Source organism: Bacillus sp. GM2, assembly GCF_056155945.1.
Window position 1 is genome coordinate 2,071,658 of record NZ_JBRKSZ010000007.1, and the last position, 21,333, is coordinate 2,092,990.

Below are 21,333 nucleotides of genomic sequence, written 5' to 3' on the forward strand. Positions count from 1 at the left end.
GTACATGTCATCTGACAAGTACGGCCATTTTGTGAATTTATTTTTCAACGCGGACGATATCGTCCTGTGTCAGGCTGACATTGCCTTCTGCCTGCAAGCTCACGCTTTCTCCTTCTTGAAGGTTCGTGAACACGATCGGCGTCATCAGGGAAGGTACATTGTCCTTCACTTTTTCAATGTCGACTTCAAGCAGTTTCTGGCCAGGCTCAACCCTGTCACCTTCAGAAACAAATGAAGTGAAGCCTTCTCCTTTCAGACTGACTGTGTCGATTCCAAAGTGGATCAGAATTTCTCTGCCGCCGTCAGACTGCAGACCGATCGCATGCTTTGTCGGGAACACGTTCAGCACTTTCCCTCTTACAGGTGACACAACTGTGCCTTCTGCAGGAAGAATCGCAAATCCGTCACCCATCATTTTTCCGGAGAATACTTGGTCCGGAACATCTGCAATCGGATGAAGTTCACCCGCAAGCGGTGAAACGAATACTTCTTCACCTGATTCGTTTTGAAGAGGCTCAACCATAGCTTCTTCGATTTGCTGCTCCACTTCCTCGGCAGCGTTCGGCGCTTTTTCAGGACGAGGCGTCCGGCCTGACATAATGTCTTGCATTTGTGATTTTAAATTGTCGGATCTTGGTCCGAATATCGCTTGGATGTTATTGCCGACTTCCAGCACGCCGGAAGCGCCGAGTTTTTTCAAGCGCTCTTTGTCAACTTTCTTCTGATCGTTGACTGTTACGCGAAGTCTTGTGATACAAGCGTCAAGGTGCTTGATATTTTCCTGGTCACCCATCGCTTCAAGAATTTGATAAGGAAGATCTCCTGCTGCTTCTTTGCCTTCATCAGCGGGTTCTGCAGCTGCATCTTCGCGTCCAGGCGTTTTCAAGTTGAACTTGCGGATGGCAAATCTGAATCCGAAGTAGTAGATGACAGCCAGGACTAAACCGACAGGAATGACAAGCCACCAAGCTGTACGGTTCGGCAGAATTCCGAACAGGAAGTAGTCGATCAAACCGCCGGAGAACGTCATCCCGATCTTAACATTCAAGATGTCCATCATCATGAATGACAGGCCGGCAAACACACAGTGAATCGCAAACAGAATCGGTGCGACGAACAGGAATGAGAATTCGATCGGCTCAGTGATCCCTGTTAAGAATGATGTTAAGGCTGCTGACCCCATAATACCGGCAACAAGCTTTTTGTTCTGCGGTTTTGCTTCATGATAAATGGCAAGCGCTGCCGCAGGAAGACCGAACATCATGAACGGATACTTACCGGTCATAAATGTACCCGCTGTCAATTCGACGCCGTCTTTGATTTGCGCCATGAAAATTCTTTGGTCACCGCGGACAATTTCTCCCGCCTGGTTCGTATAGCTGAAGAACTCATACCAGAACGGCGAGTAGAAAATATGGTGCAGACCGAACGGAATCAGAGCCCGCTCAATCATTCCGAAGATGAGAGCTGCGACCGCTTCATTGGCTGCAAGCAGGTTCGTTGAAAAGCTGTTCAGTGCGCCTTGAATTGGCGGCCAGATAAACAGCATAACAAGTCCCAGCAGCAATGCACAAATAGATGTAATAATCGGAACAAAGCGCTTTCCGGCAAAGAATCCTAAATATTGCGGAAGCTCGATTGTGTAGAATCGATTGTACATGGCTGCGGCCAGGACACCGACAATAATACCCCCGAATACTCCCGTTGCCAATGTCGGTATCCCGAGCATTGTCGTGTATTCCGGATGGTTTTGAGTAAAGAACTGTGCTCTTTCAACTGCATCGCTTGGAATTGAACCGTTTTGAAGGAGCACTGCACTCATCGTGACATTCATAACAAGATATCCGATAATAGCAGCGATTCCGGCAACGCCGTCGCCGTTAGCCAAACCGATGGCAACCCCGACAGCGAAAAGGAGCGCCAAGTTGGTGAACACAACGTCACCTGAACTTTCCATCACTTTCGCAACAAGCTGAACGGTGCTGTTCGTTAAGAATGGTGCGACTTTTGTCATCTGCGGATTTTGCATGGCATTACCAAGCGCGAGCAGAATCCCTGCAGCCGGCAGGATCGCAACAGGAAGCATCAGCGCTCGTCCAATTTTTTGCAGAACGCCAAATAGCGATTTAAACATTTTTTAACCCCCTCTAAGAATAGTTTGACCTTACAGCAAAAATTCATGACAACTTCGTTCAAAAGACTGCTTTTTCATCTAAATAAACCGTTTACATTTCGCCTTTAGAACGACAAAAAAGGCATGGTGAAAGCGGGTACACTAAGAAACAAAAGACAGCGTCTTCATTTCTCCCCTTTTTTCACTCATGCCTGATCGAATCAGTAACACGTTATAAAGGCGTTATGAAATTTTATTAGTCAAACGGTACAAATGCAATGTCAAATAAACGGCTTCTGCCTCATGAACCGGTTTCTTGAGCGCTTGCTGCAAGATCTTGATCATCTTCCAAGCAGTATTGTAACACAGCGGATATTCCGTTTTCAACAACAACATTAATTTTTCCGGTTCCTGAATCGGCTCGTCCCGTTTTATCCTGTCAATCGTAAAGCGCAAGTGCCTGATCAGCCGCAAATAGTTCACGCTTTCCCTGTTGACTTGCATCTGGAATGAATCTTCGATGACCTGGACAAGCCTGGAGATCAGTTGTGAATGCTGATTGACTTCAGAAAGCGGGCGGTTTGTCATCGCACTGTGGATATGAAGCGCGATGAACCCGATTTCACCTTCAGGCAGCTGAATGTCGGATTTTTCATTAATCATATCGACGGCTTCCTTGGCGACTTCGTATTCCTTCGGATAAAGCGATTCCGTCTCAAGCAAAAACGGATTTTTCATATCAAATCCCTTTTCTAGACGCTTAACTGCAAATGCGATATGGTCCGTCAGGGCGACATGAATGTGTTCGTTCAGCGGCTGGCCGATTTTTTGCGCGATATGGTAGATGACATCATTGGCGATATCAACCATTTTTTCATCGACATAAGTGAGGAGCTTCTTATACTGCGATTGTTCCTTATCATTTTCCAGGATAAACATTTTTTCGTAGTTCTCATGTTCGATAAGATCTCCGCGCTTTTTACCAAAACCGATTCCTTTGCCAATCAAGACAACTTCTCTGTAATCATCATGGAGAGCGATTAAAACGTTGTTGTTGAGTACCTTTTCAACGGTAAAGGATCTGTTCACGATCCTCAGCTCCTTTTTGTCATCAATCTCTCATATCGTACAAAACTCATGAAAGCGCGTCAATTTATTTTGACGTTTTTGATGAAAAATGTCGAATTTTGATCACTGTCTGGAAAAAGATTGATGTTTTGATTACACAGTCGCCCTTTTGATCAGCTTGTAAGGAACAGTCAGTTTTTCCGGCCCGGCGCCGCCGATTCTTTTTTGCAGAAGGCGAAACGCGCGCTTCCCCATTTCCTTTATATTGATTTCAATTGTTGAAATGCCGAGCACTTCGCTGATCGGCTGGTTGTCACAGCTTAAAATAGCGAGGCTTCCGGGAATATCCACTTGATGCCGCTGCGCTTCAAGAAAAATACCGGCTGATACTTGGTCGTTTGCGACAAAAACAGCCGTCGGCTTCTCCTCCATCCCTTTCCATTCGGAGAACAGTTTTTGCCCGTCGGTAATTGTCAGCGACCGCTCAAATACCCACTCTTCCCGGTAAGGCTCCCCGATCGCGGCCAAAGCTTCCTTGTATGCCTTGAGGCGAAAATGGCTGTTCATGCCGTTTTTCCTTGCCAAACTAATCGCGATTTTTGTGTGCCCTTTTTCAATTAAAAAATCCAATCCAAGTCTGAATGCTTCTTTATGCGGAATGCTGACCGTTGCAAAGTGCTGCTCGCCTGAGTCCTGGCACAGGATGAACGGGCCGGTTTCACGCCAGTCCAAAAGCGCTTCATCGGACATCGCTTTTGAACAGAAAATCAGGCCGTCCACCTGTCTTTGTTTCAGCTGCTCCAATGCAAAAATTTCTTTTTCCAATTGATAATTTGTTTGGTAAAGCGAAAAGTGAACGCCTTCCTTCGCAGCTTCTTCAGCGATTCCTTCCAGCAGCTCGCCGAAATAAGGAAGGCTGATGGTCGGCAGCACAACGCCTATCATGTTGGAAAAGCCTTTGGATAAATGAACGGCATGCATATTCCTTGCATATTCGAGGCGTTCAATCGTCTCAAGAACTTTTTGACGCTTTTCTTCTTTGACATACGGGTGGCCGTTGAGAACCCTCGAAACAGTCGTGATGGAAACCCCTGCCGCTTCAGCTATTTCCCTGATATTTGCCATTCGTTTCCCTTCTTTCATTCAAATCTTTTCGCACATCCGGATCATTTCATCATAAAGAAATTATATCGCTTTGAGCCATAGATTTTGATCCTTTTGGCCATTTTTTCGGGATTCTATTGATATGAAGAAAACAGCGAAGAAGATTTCGGAGGAGGTACAAGGCGGCGAAAAAAATCGGCTGATATGAAAATATTTCACAATCAGCCGGATACTCGAAATATTTTTTATCTAAACCATGCTTTTCCTAGGTTATTCGTGAAATTGTGATCATTGAAAGGAACGTTTGCGCTTCCGAAATCCGTTGTGTTCAATGCGTTTCTTGCGGCAGGCGTCAAATCTTCCCACCCGATGAGAGGCTGGGTGCCGCCCTTTGCACTGTCCACATATAGGCTGTGGTTGATCGGCGGTTGAGGAGCATCATAGCGGATCTTCGGATGATCGCCTTCCATAATATTGTTGTTTGGCGCTGTTTTTTGAAATTTACCGTGTTGAGAATAAGCGATGGAAAGCACTTTTGGATTTTGATTTGCCGGATTGTCGATCCATACGACGATACCTTCCCAATCATGTCGATGGCCGAATGCTTTTAAAGGCAGAGGTGAATCTTTAGGAAAATACCATGCATACATAATCGCCCAAACTCCATTATACCATGCGGATCGTGAGTACACTTGTCCCACGCTTTTGCTGCAGTGGCCTTCGGGCGCTCCGGTAGGCTCCAGACCTCCGCTTGTGTTGCCTTGTGCGTCAACTGCCGGAAAAGGCACGCAGCCGCTCGCAACCTTCAAATAAGGCTGAAAACGTTTGGCCGCTTTTTGGGAAACCGTCACAGGGGTCACTTCGCTGAAGCCTTGCACTTTGTCATGATCAATGACTTTCGCCTCAGCTGCCGGTACTACACTGACAAAAGCAAACATCGACATAAACAGTACAAACCCTAATTTTTTCACTCTTTCTAGCTTCCTTTCAGAGGTAATGGATGGCTTCAAATCATTAGAAAAATCCTTAATGCTTATTTGTTTTATGGGTGATTCCGCAATCGTTGCGGAGACTGAAATATCTGGATGCGAGATGAAAAGATTTTGTCTAAAACAGTAATTTATCAGTGTTTTTCCCGTGTAATCCCCCCTTTCTTCTGAGCTAAGTATACAAATTTTTCACATGAGAATAATGATGCAATCCGATTATCTTTTGATCAAACTAAATCACCAAAACAAAAGCAAAAAGGCGTCATAGATTCATTCATCAAACGATCATCACAGGACTTTTTTGGCAGCATGCAGCCCCAATAAACTCAAGCGATGGTCAAAATATTCCAGAACCCTTTGGCATCAGAAGTTTCTTTTATTGATTTAGGGCTTGATATGGAAAGCGTTTCATAATTTAGAATGAAGACAGCACCGGTGCTGAACACGTTTACATTCCAGAAAGGAGAAGGAAAATGGGCATCTTCATTCTGATCCTATTATGTATCGTTATCGTGCTGTCTTCAAAAGCAGCGATGAAACCCCTCAAAGAAAAACACGAAATCAAACCATTCCGTTCCTTTGACGATTTCTTCATTTCAAAGGATTGACGGTGAGATGAAAAGATTCACTTCCGTAATAAAATAGAACCCGCGCACGGCGGGTTCCATTTTTTATGAAATGACAGTCAGCTCTTTTGGATACTTTGTCAGCGCTTCTGCTCCATCGGCTGTAACAAGTACATCATCCTCGATGCGAACGCCTCCGATTTCCGGCACATAGATGCCGGGTTCAATCGTGTATACCATGCCTTGTTTCAAAAGTTCGTCATTGTTATGGCTCATGGACGGGTATTCATGAGGCGAAATCCCGAGCCCGTGCCCTAGGCGGTGCGGAAAGTAATCGCCGTAGCCCGCTTTTTCGATGATGCCGCGCGCTTTTAAATCAAGATCGCCGATTCTCACACCGGGTTTGCTCATCTTAAGCGCCTCCGTTTCGGCTTGAAGCACCGTATTATATATTTCTTTTTGTTTTTCGCTCACATTTTGATACACGAGCGTCCTTGTAATATCAGAGCAGTATCCGTCAATGATTACACCTAAATCAAAGAGGACGAAATCGCCCGGCTTGAGCGTCCGGCTGCCGGGGTTTCCGTGCGGCTGTCCCGATTTTTCTCCAAAAAGGACCATTGTGGAAAACGACATCCCCTGGACTCCTTTTTTCTTCAGCTCATACTCGATTTTAGCGACGACATCGATTTCCGCTATCCCCTCTTTTAATGCGGCGGCTCCTGCTTCGACCCCGTAATCGGCAAGCTTGGCCGCTTCGCGGAGGATGCTGATTTCTTTTTCGTCTTTGATGACGCGGATTTGGTTCAGCCTTTCTTCTGCAGAGACAAGCTCCGCACCGTTTGTGACCGCCTGCAGCATTTCGGCGCGCGAAAGAGCAAGCGTTTCTTTTTCAACCGCCACTTTTAAACATTGGCCGTTTCGCTTTTGAAGCGCTGAGGATATGAGTTCCCAAGGGTTTTGATGATCCCCGTATCCGATGATCTCATACGCCCAGCCGGCTGCTCTCGCCTGACCGGCCTCCATTTGCGGACAAACAAAAAACGGCTCTTCATCTTGAAAAATAAAAACGCCCATCAGCCGTTCATGCGGTTCTGTATAAAAGCCGGTAAGATAAAATACGTTTTCTTTTGAATGAATAAAAGCCGAAGATATGTTTTTTTCTTTCAGCCAGGAAGAGATTTGTTCAATTCTTTCCATGCTCTGTTCACTCCTTGAGACAGTTTCCGTACCATACATGTAAAATGTAAAAGCATCATATCCATTGTATCAGTTTTTCCCGTCTCTTGCTCACCGCTTATGTATTGTGGGGGTGCCGCCCGCTTCTATTATTGCCGCCTCTTCCTCAAACTGCCCTCTGATGTGAAAAACGGCTGCCGTTAGCATGCAGCCGTTTCTTTGCTTAGGATTTCAGCAGTCTGAGACCGTTTAAAATCACAAGCAGCGTGCTGCCTTCATGCCCGATGACACCGAGCGGCAGATCAAGAATTTGAAGAAAGTTGCTGCAGATTAAAAGACAGATCACAGCAAGCGAGAAAATGACGTTTTGTTTAATGATCGTATTCATTTTCCGGGAGAGCCGAATCATTTTGGTCAGTCCTGTCAATTCGTTTTTCATTAAAACGACGTCAGCCGTTTCCAGTGCGACATCTGTTCCTCCCCCCATTGCGATCCCCACATCAGCGGCGGCTAGGGCCGGTGCATCATTGATTCCGTCTCCCACCATAACGATTGTTCCGTATGTTTTTTTCAGCTTTTTCGCTTCCTCTACTTTTCTGTCAGGAAGGCATTCTGAAACGACGATTTTCAAGCCCGCTTCTCGTGCGATGGCCGCTGCGGTTTCAGGCTGGTCCCCTGTCAGCATCGCCGTCTGAACGCCAAGCGCGTTCAGCTCTTCGACCACCGCTTTTGCTTCCGGTCTGATTTGGTCTTTTAATGCAAAACACCCCGCGATTTTTTCGCCTTTTTTCATGAACACAATTGTTTTTCCCTGCTTGGCAAGCTCCTGAACAGCCGCCGTGAGAAATTGCCCGGCTGCCTCTTCCCCGACAAATCCGGCTTTGCCGATCAGCCATGTCTCTCCATTGTATCGAGCCTGAACGCCAAACCCTGACGTCTCCTCAATCGACACATTCGCGGCCGGCTTGATGCCTTTTGCTTCTGCATACTCGACAATCGCTTTGGCAAGCGGATGGCCTGACTGCTTCTCAATCGCAGCAGCAGCCTCCAAGCATTCGCGCTCCTCGATATCTGCAGCTAAAAGCATATCCTCCACGCCGGGCTTTCCGTTCGTAATCGTTCCCGTTTTATCCAATGCAACGATTTTGCTGTTGCCAAGCTTTTCAAGAAAGACGCTGCCTTTGACAAGCAGGCCGTTTCTTGCGCCATTTGATATCAGCGACAGCGCGGCAGGCATGATTGAAGCGACAAGGGCGCACGGCGAAGCGACGACCATGAACACCATCGCTCTGTAAAATGTCTCGCTCCAGCTCCAGCCAAGCAAAAAATGCGGCAGAAAGAGCAGCAGTCCGACAGCAAGCAAAACCCCTTTAACGTAAATATTTTCAAATCGCTCAATGAACGCCTGCGACGGTGAAACGCTGTTTTGCGCAGACTCAACGAGCCGAATGATCTTTTTGAACAACGAATCTTCATTTGCCTTTGTGACACGGACCGTGAGCGATCCGCTCAAATTGACCGTACCCGCAAAAACCGCGTCTCCGAGTGTTTTTTCGGCTGGGATGGATTCGCCCGTTAGAGCCGATTCGTCGATACTCGTTTTTCCGGTTTCGATTTCTCCGTCTGCCGCAATGCGTTCTCCAGGCTTCACAAGAATGAGGTCGCCCGCCTGAAGATCGGCTGCCGCCACGGTTCTTGTTCCTTCTTTTTCAAGCAAAACGGCTTCCTCCGGCTCCAATTTCATCAGTGAAGTCAAATCGCGTTTGCTTTTATTTAATGTATACGTTTCAAGCGCTCCGCTGAGAGAAAAGATAAAAATTAACACGGCCCCTTCAGCCCAGTAGCCGATCAGCGCAGACCCGACCGCCGCAAAAATCATCAAGAGTTCAACATTCAGCGTTTTTTCCGACAGCGTTTCTTGTATACCTTCTTTCGCTTTAGCAAAGCCGCCGATACAAAAAGCTAAAATAAACAGAACAACGGACAATGTTTCATTGCCGGACAACAGCCAGCCTGCAAGAATCAACAAACCCGACAAAAGCGCAGCTATCAATTCCCCGTGCTGCCTCCAATTTTCAAATTGCAACGTGTGACGGTTTTGCTGCGATTGCTTCCCGATCTCTAATTGCATCTCCAATATCCTCCCTAATTGAGAATGTAATTCATCGTCAATTTCCTTCTTAAAAAACAAATTGCCGCCTCATCGGCAGCATAAACATTAAGTATTTTATTTATATAAAGGGTATGACTGCTACTTGTCCATTGGACACACCCTTTTCTATTTCTCATTATAGCACGACATCCTACGTTTTCAAATAATAATTATTATAATTTCTTTATGATATTAATTATCATTTACATTTTAAAAAAAGCTGAACTCCCGGCTCAGCTTTTCCCTGCCCATTCCTTCATCTGTTCTACAGTAATGGGGCCGACAAACGTTTTCTCCAGCTCTCCTTTTTCATTAAAGAAAAAAGTCGTAGGAATTGTCATGACTTTATATGCTTTCATCATCTCACCCTTTTTGTCAAAAACGATCGGAAATGTCAGCTTGTTTGCTTTAATAAACTGTTTTACCTTCTGTTCGTTCTTTTCGGCATTCAGTAAATTAACGGTCACGAGCTTGACGCCGGATTGCTTGCTTTCATAGTAGGATTGGAATCGCGGAAGCTCTTCACGGCATGGCGGGCACCAGGTCGTCCAAAAATGAACGATCGTCTTCTGGCCTTCGGCGGGAATGACGACGCGCTGACCTTCGACCGTGTTCATCTGCATGACTGCCGGCGAAGCTTGTTTTGCAGATGCCTGCGGCTGAAATACGAATAACCCGGTAAAAAACAGCAGGATGAGCGGGTAAATGAGACTGATTCTTCGCATGGGAACTCCCCTTCTTTTTTAATATTAGCTTCCCCGCAAAAGCTAAAACTATGAAGAGGATCCATCAGCGGCTTTCAATTCTCGGAGATCGGGATTTGTTTGTCAAAAAAAGCGTGACGCCCAGCTCCTTGCAAATCGTCACATAATGCAGCGCCGTCAGCAAAATCATACCGGTATTCATCGCAAGAATGATCCCCGTCATCTGCAAAGTCTGCATGGACCCGAGAACATACATCATCAAAAACGATAAGACACTGGCCCAAACGTTATGATAAAAAGCATCTTTGGCCAACCCCATTCCGATTAAACAGGCCTGAAAAGGCATCGCAAAAAAGTGGAATAAAAAATACGGCCACAACATTTTAAGGTAAAACGACGCCTTGACCGAATCGAAAAATAAATGGGTCAGCGGCTCTGCAAAGTGATACATCACCATGACGGACGGTATGCCGTAAAACAGCGTAATAAAGATCGCCTGTTTAATCCGTTTGATCACTCTTTCGTATTGCCCGTAAGCGTAGCTTTCAGAAATGCTCGGGATCATGACGACCATCAGTGAATGGGCGATAAAAGCCGGAAAAAAGCCGATTGTCATCGCAACTCCCGAAAGCATGCCGAACTGGTCGATGGCCGATGTTCTTGATACGCCAGCGGCAAGCAGCGTCCCCTTCACCAAAAAAGGTTCGACGGCATTTGTCACAGCATGAAACACGCGCAGCCCCGTCGTCGGGATCGAAACAGTGAGCAGGCGTTTTAAAACATCGTTTCTCCGCAAGTGGATCTGCTGCCCTTTTTGAGCGGCACGCCTGACCAAAACAAACTGCGAAAACAAATAAACAAACACGACCACTTCACTTGCAACGAGGACAAACAATGAAATGAGAAGAGAAGTATCCAATTCAAAGGAATACCATTGAAAAAATAAAAACAAGCCGATGAGCTGAAAGATTTTTTTCAAGGCATTCGCCGTTGCGATTTTACCCATTTGCTGAACGCCCATGAAGTAGCCTCTCGCGATCGATGTGAATGCAACCGTAGGAATCATCCCGATCACAAGTCCTCTGATTAGAGGGTGGTAAGAATCAAAAACCGGAATAAATGGAAGAATGATCACTGCGGCTGCCGTGGAGAAAACCGTGCAGACCGCAGTCATCCGCAATGCATGTTTCAGCATGCTTTCGTGCAGCTTCGGGTTGGACTCGGCGATAAACTTCGATATTGATACGGGCAGCTCAAGGCTCGCAATCACCACGACTAAAAAAATGGAAGGCAAAACACTCATGTAGAGCCCCATGCCATGCTCGCCAAGCTCCCGTGCAAGAATCATGTTGATGACGAATTCAAGACATTCTGCAAAAAAAGCAGCTAGCGAAAGAAGAACGATTCCTTTTACAAAACGGTTCATGAGGTCTCTCCTTGTCTCACGGGTTTATCCCATCATATGAGACAAGTCTAAAAATTATTTTCTTTTTAATTGAAAATTGATTTTCATAAAGTATCAAAAATAAATTTTTTCTTGGGCTGTGAAAGATGATAATGCGTAAGAAAGAATCGCACAAAAAAAGCAGCCAAGGCGAATGGCCCTGACTGCTTTCTAGATCGCAAAGACATGATTGCCGATGCGCTTCACGACTTTTCTCGTTTTAATCCAGTCATCAGAAGCGATGTCGGGATTATAGAAAAATAAAGCGTCTGTTTCTTTTTTATTTTGATCTACCGCTTCTTCCACAGCTTCCACTGATTCGCGGTCTGCTTTTTTCTCGATGCTGCCGTTTAGAACGGGCTCAAAAGCGTTTCTTTGATAGATCACGCTTTTTACGCTGTCAGGAAATCGGCTGTCTTTCACCCGATTCAGGACGACATTGGCGACAGCCACTTTTCCTTCAAATGACTCGCCTTTCGCTTCGGCGTGTACAAGCCTTGATAAAAGATCTTTTTCTTTATGTGTAAGATCAGTCGTCTCTTCTTCAGCTTCTTCTATTTCCTCCTCCTCTTCAGCTGACAGATGCGCGGCTTCAATGAAGCTTTTCTCATCTGTCAATTGGGAAAAAGCAGGATTTTCTTCTTGTTTAAGGCTTTCCATCAGCCGTTCCATTTCCTGTTTATCTTTTTTCGAGAACAACATGACAGCTTGAGCATGCTCGATTCTTGCCGCCGGCAGCATGCAGATTAAAAACGCAGCTAGAGCAGCAAATTTCGATTTCATTTCCTTCCTCCTTGTCAAATCTTCATCGAAAAAAACATATGTTTTACAGTAACAAGACGATTCGCCGATTTCATTGCCAAAATGTTGGCATGACTTCCATCAAACCGTTCGGCTGTCACATTATTGCAGACAGCCGGCGGATTTCATGCAAAAAACACCAAAATCTCCAGAAACATATGGCTTCACACAAATAAAAAAAGCTTTCTCAGCCTGTCTGAGAAAGCTTTTTTCAGCTTCTTGCCTCTTTCATATATTGAAATATAATATCTCCGCCATGCTGGGCAATGCCGCGAAAATGCTTAAAATCTTCCTGCTTTGTTAAGATGGCTCTGAAAGAAAGAAAATCCTCTTTTTTCACACGGAGCTCATGAATGCTCCCTGACCTTAATTGCTCGATCTGATCGATGGCATTTTGCTCTGTCAACTTTTCTCTCCCCTTTTCTCTCATCATCTTTAACTAATTAACTATATCATTAAGTCACACCGGGTACAACAATAGTGATGCCGCTTCCCAAATCGCTTTACTTCTCCAAGAAAATATTGCAAAATACTTTCAATAGGTTAATTTACTTTAAAGGAGAGGAAGTCACTTGAAAATTGCAAAAGTCGGGAACGTCATCGAATTTAAAAACGGACTCACCGGAATCGTAGAAAAAGTAAACGAAAACTCTGTGATCGTCGATGTCACGATTATGGAAAACTACAGAGACTTGGAACTGGACTCCTTAACCGTCGTCAATCATAAAAACTATAAAATTATTAAAGACTCCCTGCATTAATCAGCCGCCCTTCACAGCTAATTTTCACGATTTCCACGCAGCTTTATTTCCACAAGTTTTTCTACAAAAGGAAAAACCGCCTGCCACCCGGCTCCGGCGGTTTTTTCCTCTGTTCCCACATCGTTCCGAAGAAGTTTGCGCAAATCGCCGTAATCGACTTACTTTTAACTAGACAGCTGAAAAAGCCGGCGGCCGTGCGGAATGAAATGAAATACCGACCGCTTCCCGGCTCCTTAAACATTATTTTAAAATAGATGACTTTATCTTTCCGACCCGTATCAGTACATTTTCAATCTCATTATCAGTATAGGAAAACATTATCGTCCAAGCGTGCTTTTTCTTGGATTATATCCTAAGTTTTTATCGATTCTATTGTCATTCAAGTAAATGCTGTAAGTCCCCGGGGCCAGCTCTTCCATGTCTTCAATATCCTGCACCACTTGATTATAAATGCGTTCGCTTGGCCTTGTATGTGCTTTTTTCATATATAACTGTATGTTGATATCACATGATTTTGGGGTGATTTCTTCATCCTCTAATTTCTCTTGCCAGTCTTGTTTGCTTCTTTTCGGGTTTTCTAAATAGGCTGAATAAAGTTCATCCTTCCAATCAGCATTTAAAGAAACAGCATAATAAGGCGTCTGATATCCCTTACCGCTTGTGTTATCAACGGCTGCCTGCGTTTTACCTACAACCGGCTCTTCTTCTGTCAACTTCTCTAAATAGTAATCTAGCGCGGCAAATTCGTCTTCAAAAGCCAATGCGTATATCGCGCTTGTAATCGAGTCTTTCACGTCCAACTCCGATGAGCTGATCGCGTCAGTCTGCACCTTTTTCTTGTCCAAATCAATTTTAATTTTTGCGTTTGTGTAGAAATGCAAGTTTCCGACTGATTCGGCATACACAGTAACAAATCCGTGCCCTCCGACAATGTTATGGATTTTTACCTTCGTTCTATATTGGTCCAAGAAATAATCTTTTACCGTTTTTTCAACTTCATCTCGATGCGCTTCTGCAATCTCAGCGGTTTCTTTCTGATAACCCTTACTATGAATATGAAAGTCTTGTCCTTTGTAATCTTGGACGCTAATTTCAGAATCCTCTCTGTTCTGACATCCGCCTATAAATAAAAGTAAACCAATTCCAAGTGCTGCTGCTTTTTTATATTTCAAAAATGTATCCTCCAGTTCATACTGCAATGACCTTATACGTTTTTATTGAATCCCGTTCCATTTTGCTAATTCTTAGGCCCGCTTTATTATAAATCATATGAAGTGTATTTTTGGTATTCGATACAAAAAATGAGACAATGGGACTAATAAACTTTGTGTCATTCTCGCTTTTTAAGTTCTTTAGTTCTGGGTAAAAATCCTTTTCAAAAGGAATAGACGTGCAACGATGCACGCCTGCTCAACACGAATATCTTTTTATTATTATGAACTTGGACGATTTTGAAGGTAATTTCCCGATAACCAACTATGCATATTAAAGCTTAAGCCATATAATCTGAAAATGGATTCACCTTTCGTTTATTACACTTCACACTATAACTATGTAACAAATTATTATAAATCAAAATTTCGTTGTTTTACAGATTATCCTATTTCCGCATGCAAGTTATCTTCCCATCTTAAAAATGCCCAAAACTGCAATTTATCCATTTTTAACGGAAACTTATGATTGATATACTCTTCTTCGCAGTCCTTAATGAGTGGAAAGTCAGCAAGTACCTCTGTACAAGCTACGCTCAGCATTTCTTTTTCATCGTCTGTAGGCTCCCCGTTAAAATAACCTTTCCAGTATAACGTTTCATTTTCTAACTTTACTGCGAGTCCCCTTAATTTATATGGGATTGCCCCCAATAAAGCGTAATGACAACTGATGATTAAATTATTCATTGTCGAATCCATATTTTCAATATCCACCTCAATATAATAAGCTTTTTCTAAAGTATACCCTTCCTCCCACAGATTGAGTTGAGCTAGATCGCTTCGGCTATTCATTGTTTGAAGGTCGGGAATTTTTGGGAACGTTGTAGAAGTAAGTAAAAAAGGGGGTGCTCATTGTTAAGCGGATCCTTTAATATCCGCAATCTTTATCTCTACACTCTTTTTTCATAACAGCATCAACACTATGACTCATTATCTTATCATTAGACGGATCGTATATACCATCAAATTTGTTATTTTCATCTTTATTATAATACCCAAACACCTGTACGCCACCCATTGGATCTATTTCATATCTATCCTCGAACTGAACACTATCTATTCCTTCATAATTTGCCTTCAAGAATTTTTCCATATGTATTTTTGCAGTTTTAAACTCTTCAATTTCTTCATTATGTTGTGCGTTGTTCTTCACAATAAAACCCCCGACTGCTATAATTACTAAAGCTAGAATAATAAGGTATTTTTTCAAAACAATTCATCCTTTCAAGACCATTTTACACTAAATTTGCGAGGTTTTGTATGAGTAAAAACATAAAAGTTCCAAATCTGTCGGATAGCACTTATTATTCATTAAGCAGAAATGCGTATAAATATGATCAGCTTAAAGAAAAATTAAAAAGTAACACGCTAATTGTAACAGAAAACAAGATTGGTTGGTACGTTGAGCGCGTACGAAACGACGACGATACCGGACTCGATGCGGTTGTTCTGTCACAAGCCGAAAAGAGAAACGGCAAGTGGATAAAATCAGATAGCCCGAAAAATGTCGTTGTAGCTTTTGCTGGAACAGATCCAGGGAAGGATCCGTTAAGTGACGTAGAACAAGCGGACGTTAATCATATCGTCTTAGGAAACGATCCGAAAGATAAAACACAATATGTCGTCAAGAAAGATGCGAAAGATACGTCTAAGACACTTGGGAGATATACAGGTTCGATGGAACAAACTGCAATGCTTGAGTCCGGAGATTATAAATTAATTACAAAAACATCACAAATCGATCAAGCCGATCAACTTGTGCGGGAAGTCAAACAAAAGTATAAAGGTACCTCAACGATTATTTCAACAACCGGACACTCTCTCGGAGGAGCAGAGGCGGAATACAGCGCGGTCAACAATGATATTTACGCTGTTTCATTTAACAGCCCATCAATTGTTAAATTACATTCAGAAGAAAAACAAAAGGAAATTAATAACGGAGACTATAATCCTTATGTAAAGTCAATTGTCAATCCGGATGATATGGTCGGTGCCGGTTGGTGGGACGAATTTGATCGCCACAATGGGACTACCATTTACACAAAAGATCCTTCTATCGCAACGGCTAATCGCGAAAAAAGGCTTGACGGCAATAAACTCCAACAGGTCGGAAGAAACCTTCTGTATTTCGCTAATACGCTAATCTTTCAAAATCCCGATACACACTGGGTCGGCAGCAATAATTTCTCTTTCGACAAAAACGGCAACGTTCAAAATATAGAAGGCGATGAGCTCGTTTATGACAAAAATTTAAAAGCGATGCTCCCACCGGAAGTTGCCTCCGGAAGTGGCGCAATTAAAGTAACACCCGAAGTTGCCAAGCAGCTCGCGCAAAAAGTAAATGCGATCATCGACGACTTGCGAACGATGAAACGGGAAGCCGAAAACGCCTATCAGGAACACGACGCTGCGATCAACGACCTGAAACATGATACCTACCGTCAAGTCGGCCACGGTTTATACGACAAGCTGACGCTTGACGATGTAAACAATACGCTGAATAACTTGGCACAGTCGTTTGACAAAAAAGGAAATCCGCTCTTTTACGATGTTCATGCCGAAAAAGCGTACATCGCCTCATTAAAAAATACGATTTCAGATTTAGAAGACATCAGCGGGTACCTGACGCAGATTGCAAAAGATTTTAAATCGAAAGACAAAATGCTGGCAAATTGGCTTAAACTTTAGGAGATGAAACAATGGAAAATTTCAATAAACTGGCTTCACTCAACAACTTAAACGGCGATCAAGAAGATACACTCCTCATACGGCGCAATCAGCTTCAAATGCTGAAAACGGGCATGAGGGTAACAGCCGCAACTAAGCTTGAAAGCATTAAAACGACACTAAGACCGAAGTTTAAAGTAGACGATATACAAAAAGAAATGAACAGCGTCTATTCATCGCTTCTCTACAGCTTCGAAGGAAAAGCGCAGCAGGCGCTCGCTCAGCGAATCAGCCAAAGCGCTCAGCAGCTTATTAATACGGAGCAGGACGGAGAAAGTTTTGTGAATGGATTTAAGACGAGATGAAGGCGTCTTAATTGGCGTCTTTTTTTTATTTAAATCTAACAACATGTTCTGTTTTCACCACACTACCCGTCTTCGGTCTTCACCTCAAATTACTCTTCGGCTTCACCCCGAGTCTTCACGTTAAGAGCTTTTTTATTTTTGCAAGTCCCCTTGTTGACACATATTCCTTTATGGCTATTCCATTAATAGTCCTTAACCTTTTAAGCATTTCAATATACCCGATAAATTTAAAATACGTTTAAGCTTTTTCACCCTAGGGGGCTTTATTTGGCGAAATGGTTGTGCCGGATCCCGGTTTAACAATCGCATAACCAGCGTTTTTCAATTCTTTGACTGCCTCGAACCTGCGCTTATAGAGTTATCGTTCGAAAGACGCTTTGCTTTAAGCTTGATCGTTTCGTTTGGCGGAAGCCGCGGAAGGCCCGAAAGAGGTGATGTATACTCCGCTGACGTATTGCTTTGCATAGCTTATAAACGCTTGTCTAAAATCAAAAGGATCATCCATAACAACAATAAAATCATCTTTATCAATATTTTTTTATTGTAAAACGATAAATAATATGTTAAATTCAAATCGACAAATAAGTGAGGTGCTCTTTATGAAACGTGGATCAACACTCTTTTTAAAGATGGCTGTTATTCTTATTGGAATCCCAGTTATTGCTTTGTGCATATTTTTCGTGCCAAAAATAGCGAATTTTGCAGCTGATTTGTACCCGGATATTTCTTATCTGAAATATCTCGTTTATATCGATTTGTATGCAGCGGCGATACCTTTTTACTTTGCTCTGTATCAAGCCTTTAAACTTTTAAGCTATATTGACCACAATAAAGCTTTCTCGAAATTATCTGTACGGGCTTTAAAGAATATAAAATACTGTGCAATCACCATCAGTATTTTATTAGCCGCCGGCATGCCGCTCTTCTATCTCATCGCGGAGATGGACGACGCTCCTGGTATCATACTTATCGGACTGGTCCTTATTTTTGCTTCAATGGTTATCGCGGTCTTTGCTGCTGTTCTCCAAAGGCTATTGCAAGAAGCGATCGATATAAAATCAGAAAATGATTTAACAGTCTGAGGTGAAAACAATGGCAATTATCATCAATATTGACGTGATGCTGGCTAAAAGGAAAATGAGCGTAACGGAACTTTCTGAGAGGGTTGGAATCACAATGGCGAATCTTTCCATATTGAAAAACGGAAAGGCAAAGGCCATTCGATTATCAACTTTAGAAGCGATTTGTAAAGCTTTAGAATGTCAACCCGGAGATATTTTGGAATACCGAAGTGATGAAGACACCCATGATTAAAAATTTAACCTATTCGGCGGTGATCTTATGTGCATACCCGTAAGTCTGTTTAGCTGCAATACAAAGCCGGCCTCGCATATATTCAGAAAAAAACTTCGGAGGCACACATGATGAGAGCACTAAAACAACTCGTTCGTTTTGGTTGGGAGCAGTCCTTGTCATGTGTATTTCCTGTCGTTATTTTTGCCTCTTTGGCTGTTACACAAATCATACCTCTTCCCTTCCTGCCGCGGTATGACTTGCTGCTCATCATCTGTGTTCTCATGCAATGGTGGATGGTGCGTTCCGGTCTTGAAACACGGGATGAATTAAAAGTAATCACATTGTTCCACATTATTGGACTTGCTCTTGAGCTTTTCAAGGTGCAAATGGGCTCCTGGTCTTATCCGGAGGAAGGTTACTCCAAAATCTTTGGGGTGCCTTTGTATAGCGGCTTTATGTACGCAAGTGTAGCCAGTTATCTTTGCCAGGCTTGGAGGAGGCTCAAGGTTGAACTGGTTAAGTGGCCGCCGTTTTACGTCGTTGTACCGCTGGCCGCTGCGATTTATTTAAATTTTTTCCTCCATCATTTTTGGATTGACGTCCGCTTTTGGTTATCTGGACTTGTGATAATTGTCTTTTGGAAATCATGGGTCATATACGAGGTTAATGGGATTCGTTACCGTATGCCGCTCGCACTTTCTTTTGTGCTCATCGGATTTTTTATATGGATAGCCGAAAATATCGCAACGTTTTTTGGGGCCTGGACATATCCAAACCAAACCAGTACGTGGAGTCTCGTTCATGTAGGGAAAGTGAGTTCATGGCTCTTATTAGTGATTGTCAGCTTTCTAATCGTAGCCACGTTAAAACAGGTGAAGGGGAAAGATTCCACTAGAGTGGATGCTGGTCAATTTTTATAACTCTTTATTTTAAAAGGGTTTCGAGGAGCTGTGGAAGCTGTTGCAGGCATCAATAAAAGATCAATATTTTCTTTAAGTTGATCATTCACAAATCGAATTACTTCTTTATTAGGCCAAGTTTCATTTTCATGGATGCACAGGGTTTATCCGCAAATTCCTTCAAATAGTAAACCCTTCAAGATCGCGGTGGACGAAATTTCCCTTCGAGAATACTGCAGGTGCGGCTTGAAAAAGAGCATATAGAGATTCAGGCGTCTTAGCAGGCGTCTTTTTGTTGCTGATTTTATTGCGGCATACCGAAAATTTTTTCACTTTTCAACCTATTATCACCCGAATTATAGTAATATATTTACAAAAATGAAATAAAAAGGTATAGGCGGAAGTGAAACAGTTAATACCCTCGTCAAAAGTCGGAGTGAAAATCCACGAATGGTATAAAATGATAAGAGAGTTTAGCGTACCGGATGCAGAGGCTTTAAAAGAAGAAGTAGAGAAGGAAATTAATCAAATGGAAGAAGATCAGGACTTACTCCTTTACTATCAGTTGATGTGTTTTAGACATCAATTAATGTTAGAATATTTAGAACCTACTAACAAAAGAAAACAAGGACAATCAATAAACAAATTGTTGGCCCAAATCGAGGAGCCTCGAAGAGATTTAAATGGCCTCCTTAGTTACTACTCATTTTTCTTTAGGGGCATGTATGAATTTGAGAAAAAACAGTACATCAAAGCAATAGAGTTTTATCGAAACGCAGAAAAACAGTTGGCTCTCATTACGATGTTATAGAACAAGCCGAGTTTCACTTTAAAATGGCTGAAGCATACTACATCATGAAACAGACACATGTATCATATATTAAGGGCCTTTAAAATATACAATAATCATGAACTCTACACAGTCCGTAAAATCCAATGTTTATTTGTTATCGCGGGTAACTATGACGATTTAATGCGCCATGACAAAGCCTTACCCCACCTGGAAAATGCACTTGAATTAGCGATAGAGATCGACAATAAAAGGCTCATTAGTTCTGCCTATTTTAATATAGCCGACTGTCATGAATGTATGGGAGACATTGATGCAGCAGTTGAATATGCTGAAAAAGCCGTAGAGATTAATCTAAAAGAAGAATATAACAACCTACCACAATCATTATATTACTCTACTCAACTTCTTTTTAAGCAGAAAAACTACGAGCGCGCAATCGAGATATTTCTTATTGGTTAGACAAACAGCTCGAAAATTCAACGATACCCTATTCACTTCTCTATTTGAATATCTTGAGGCGTTATATATCTATTCTGTGAATAAAGAAGAGATTTTAGAGGTATTTAAATACTTGGAGGAGAATAAAATATTTGCATACATAGAAGAGCTTTCGCTTGAAGTTTCCAACCAATACCTTGAAAGAAAAGACCACAGAAATTCGATCGAATTCCTTCAAAAAATGATGTATGCGCAAACACAAATTAAAAAAGGGGAGTGTGTCTATGAGTATTAAAAAGCTCGTTATTCCCATTTTAGCCGCCGCGTTATTAACGATGGGTATGAGCGTTGTTTCAGCAACCGACCAGTCTGACGGCGTATATCAAATCGCTACCCGTAAGCAAACGTAAGAAACGCCCCAAATGTGGGGCGCTTTTTATTTCTACGGTTTCTTAACGTTAAACATCGTGATTAACTTCTTATCAGCTGTCGGCAAGATTAACGTATTCCATTCCGACTCAGTGCCAACCTTCCTTTAAAAACCTCCACAAATTCTTCAACGCACCTCCCGTCTATAACGATCGATTGTTTTTTTCGTAAGCCCTCCAACATCTTCACGTTACATATTTGTTTGTATACGAATGAGACATGCTCTTGGCACTATGTCTTCGTCTCTGCTATATACCTCCCATCCCCTCCTCAAAGTCAGAATAACTAGATTTTTATGTTTAAAGAAAAAACAGAAAACATCCTTTGTAACATGAGGACAAAGCTACATTTTTT

21 protein-coding genes and 1 pseudogene are annotated in these 21,333 nt (G+C 42.8%); 9 read left to right on the forward strand and 13 right to left on the reverse strand.

Annotation, left to right across the window (positions count from 1 at the left end):
- Nucleotides 1-37: 37 nt before the first annotated feature.
- The 4 genes from ptsG to ACVC9U_RS11525 form a co-directional block, all read right to left on the reverse strand.
- Entirely contained in the window at nt 38-2,134 is a 2,097-nt protein-coding gene (gene ptsG, locus ACVC9U_RS11510; protein WP_441390924.1) for a glucose-specific PTS transporter subunit IIBC, read from the reverse strand.
- A 222-nt stretch (nt 2,135-2,356) separates the two neighbouring features.
- A complete protein-coding gene (glcT, locus tag ACVC9U_RS11515) occupies nt 2,357-3,202 on the reverse strand; it encodes a glucose PTS transporter transcription antiterminator GlcT (RefSeq protein ID WP_003181243.1) in 846 nt (281 codons plus the stop codon).
- Nucleotides 3,203-3,334: 132 nt separating this feature from the next.
- Nucleotides 3,335-4,306, reverse strand: a complete 972-nt coding sequence (locus ACVC9U_RS11520) for a LacI family DNA-binding transcriptional regulator (protein ID WP_441390926.1) — start codon at nt 4,304-4,306, stop codon at nt 3,335-3,337.
- Nucleotides 4,307-4,530: 224 nt separating this feature from the next.
- Complete coding sequence (locus ACVC9U_RS11525; RefSeq protein WP_009328598.1) at nt 4,531-5,256, reverse strand: NPP1 family protein; 726 nt, start codon at nt 5,254-5,256, stop codon at nt 4,531-4,533.
- Between the two features lie 491 nt (nt 5,257-5,747).
- Between ACVC9U_RS11525 and ACVC9U_RS11530 the strand changes: the two genes are divergently transcribed.
- Nucleotides 5,748-5,882, forward strand: a complete 135-nt coding sequence (locus ACVC9U_RS11530) for a hypothetical protein (protein ID WP_003181237.1) — start codon at nt 5,748-5,750, stop codon at nt 5,880-5,882.
- Between the two features lie 63 nt (nt 5,883-5,945).
- Here the strand turns inward: ACVC9U_RS11530 and ACVC9U_RS11535 are convergent, their stop codons facing one another.
- From ACVC9U_RS11535 to ACVC9U_RS11560, 6 genes are all read right to left on the reverse strand, one after another.
- A complete protein-coding gene (locus ACVC9U_RS11535; RefSeq protein WP_003181235.1) occupies nt 5,946-7,040 on the reverse strand; it encodes a M24 family metallopeptidase in 1,095 nt (364 codons plus the stop codon).
- 202 nt (nt 7,041-7,242) lie between these two features.
- Entirely contained in the window at nt 7,243-9,150 is a 1,908-nt protein-coding gene (locus tag ACVC9U_RS11540) for a heavy metal translocating P-type ATPase (RefSeq protein ID WP_009328599.1), read from the reverse strand.
- A gap of 254 nt (nt 9,151-9,404) precedes the next feature.
- A complete protein-coding gene (gene stoA / locus ACVC9U_RS11545; RefSeq protein ID WP_009328600.1) occupies nt 9,405-9,896 on the reverse strand; it encodes an endospore biogenesis thiol-disulfide oxidoreductase StoA in 492 nt (163 codons plus the stop codon).
- A 64-nt stretch (nt 9,897-9,960) separates the two neighbouring features.
- The gene (locus ACVC9U_RS11550) at nt 9,961-11,301 is read right to left on the reverse strand and encodes a polysaccharide biosynthesis protein (protein WP_003181231.1); all 1,341 of its coding nucleotides are present in this window, start codon (nt 11,299-11,301) and stop codon (nt 9,961-9,963) included.
- 189 nt (nt 11,302-11,490) lie between these two features.
- Complete coding sequence (locus ACVC9U_RS11555) at nt 11,491-12,102, reverse strand: cell wall hydrolase (protein ID WP_016885800.1); 612 nt, start codon at nt 12,100-12,102, stop codon at nt 11,491-11,493.
- A 229-nt stretch (nt 12,103-12,331) separates the two neighbouring features.
- The gene (locus ACVC9U_RS11560) at nt 12,332-12,550 is read right to left on the reverse strand and encodes a hypothetical protein (RefSeq protein ID WP_223307092.1); all 219 of its coding nucleotides are present in this window, start codon (nt 12,548-12,550) and stop codon (nt 12,332-12,334) included.
- A 142-nt stretch (nt 12,551-12,692) separates the two neighbouring features.
- Here ACVC9U_RS11560 and ACVC9U_RS11565 point away from each other — a divergent pair, with 142 nt between their 5' ends.
- Complete coding sequence (locus tag ACVC9U_RS11565; protein WP_003181225.1) at nt 12,693-12,881, forward strand: YkvS family protein; 189 nt, start codon at nt 12,693-12,695, stop codon at nt 12,879-12,881.
- Nucleotides 12,882-13,198: 317 nt separating this feature from the next.
- Here ACVC9U_RS11565 and ACVC9U_RS11570 read toward each other — a convergent pair whose 3' ends face one another.
- The 3 genes from ACVC9U_RS11570 to ACVC9U_RS11580 form a co-directional block, all read right to left on the reverse strand.
- Complete coding sequence (locus tag ACVC9U_RS11570) at nt 13,199-14,053, reverse strand: DUF1672 family protein (protein WP_075753116.1); 855 nt, start codon at nt 14,051-14,053, stop codon at nt 13,199-13,201.
- 423 nt (nt 14,054-14,476) lie between these two features.
- Nucleotides 14,477-14,791: a MafI2 family immunity protein gene (locus ACVC9U_RS11575; protein WP_075753118.1), complete on the reverse strand. Its 315-nt coding sequence runs from the start codon at nt 14,789-14,791 to the stop codon at nt 14,477-14,479.
- Nucleotides 14,792-14,960: 169 nt separating this feature from the next.
- Nucleotides 14,961-15,302: a DUF1433 domain-containing protein gene (locus ACVC9U_RS11580; RefSeq protein WP_065644023.1), complete on the reverse strand. Its 342-nt coding sequence runs from the start codon at nt 15,300-15,302 to the stop codon at nt 14,961-14,963.
- Between the two features lie 50 nt (nt 15,303-15,352).
- Here ACVC9U_RS11580 and ACVC9U_RS11585 point away from each other — a divergent pair, with 50 nt between their 5' ends.
- From ACVC9U_RS11585 to ACVC9U_RS11615, 7 genes and pseudogenes are all read left to right on the forward strand, one after another.
- Nucleotides 15,353-16,780 (forward strand): lipase, encoded by a 1,428-nt coding sequence (locus tag ACVC9U_RS11585; protein ID WP_441390934.1) that lies wholly within the window; start codon nt 15,353-15,355, stop codon nt 16,778-16,780.
- 11 nt (nt 16,781-16,791) lie between these two features.
- Nucleotides 16,792-17,124 carry a hypothetical protein gene (locus ACVC9U_RS11590; protein WP_075753122.1) on the forward strand — a complete coding sequence of 111 codons (333 nt, stop codon included), beginning with the start codon at nt 16,792-16,794 and terminating at the stop codon, nt 17,122-17,124.
- Nucleotides 17,125-17,723: 599 nt separating this feature from the next.
- Nucleotides 17,724-18,206 carry a DUF2975 domain-containing protein gene (locus ACVC9U_RS11595; protein ID WP_075753123.1) on the forward strand — a complete coding sequence of 161 codons (483 nt, stop codon included), beginning with the start codon at nt 17,724-17,726 and terminating at the stop codon, nt 18,204-18,206.
- A 10-nt stretch (nt 18,207-18,216) separates the two neighbouring features.
- Entirely contained in the window at nt 18,217-18,438 is a 222-nt protein-coding gene (locus ACVC9U_RS11600; RefSeq protein WP_020451161.1) for a helix-turn-helix domain-containing protein, read from the forward strand.
- Between the two features lie 110 nt (nt 18,439-18,548).
- On the forward strand, nt 18,549-19,340 hold the full coding sequence (locus ACVC9U_RS11605; protein ID WP_003181208.1) for a DUF817 domain-containing protein: 792 nt from the start codon (nt 18,549-18,551) through the stop codon (nt 19,338-19,340).
- 382 nt (nt 19,341-19,722) lie between these two features.
- Nucleotides 19,723-20,845: pseudogene (locus tag ACVC9U_RS11610) on the forward strand (response regulator aspartate phosphatase).
- Entirely contained in the window at nt 20,835-20,960 is a 126-nt protein-coding gene (locus ACVC9U_RS11615) for a hypothetical protein (RefSeq protein WP_256700671.1), read from the forward strand. Before ACVC9U_RS11610 ends, ACVC9U_RS11615 begins: the two are co-directional and overlap by 11 nt.
- Nucleotides 20,961-21,333 lie beyond the last annotated feature (373 nt).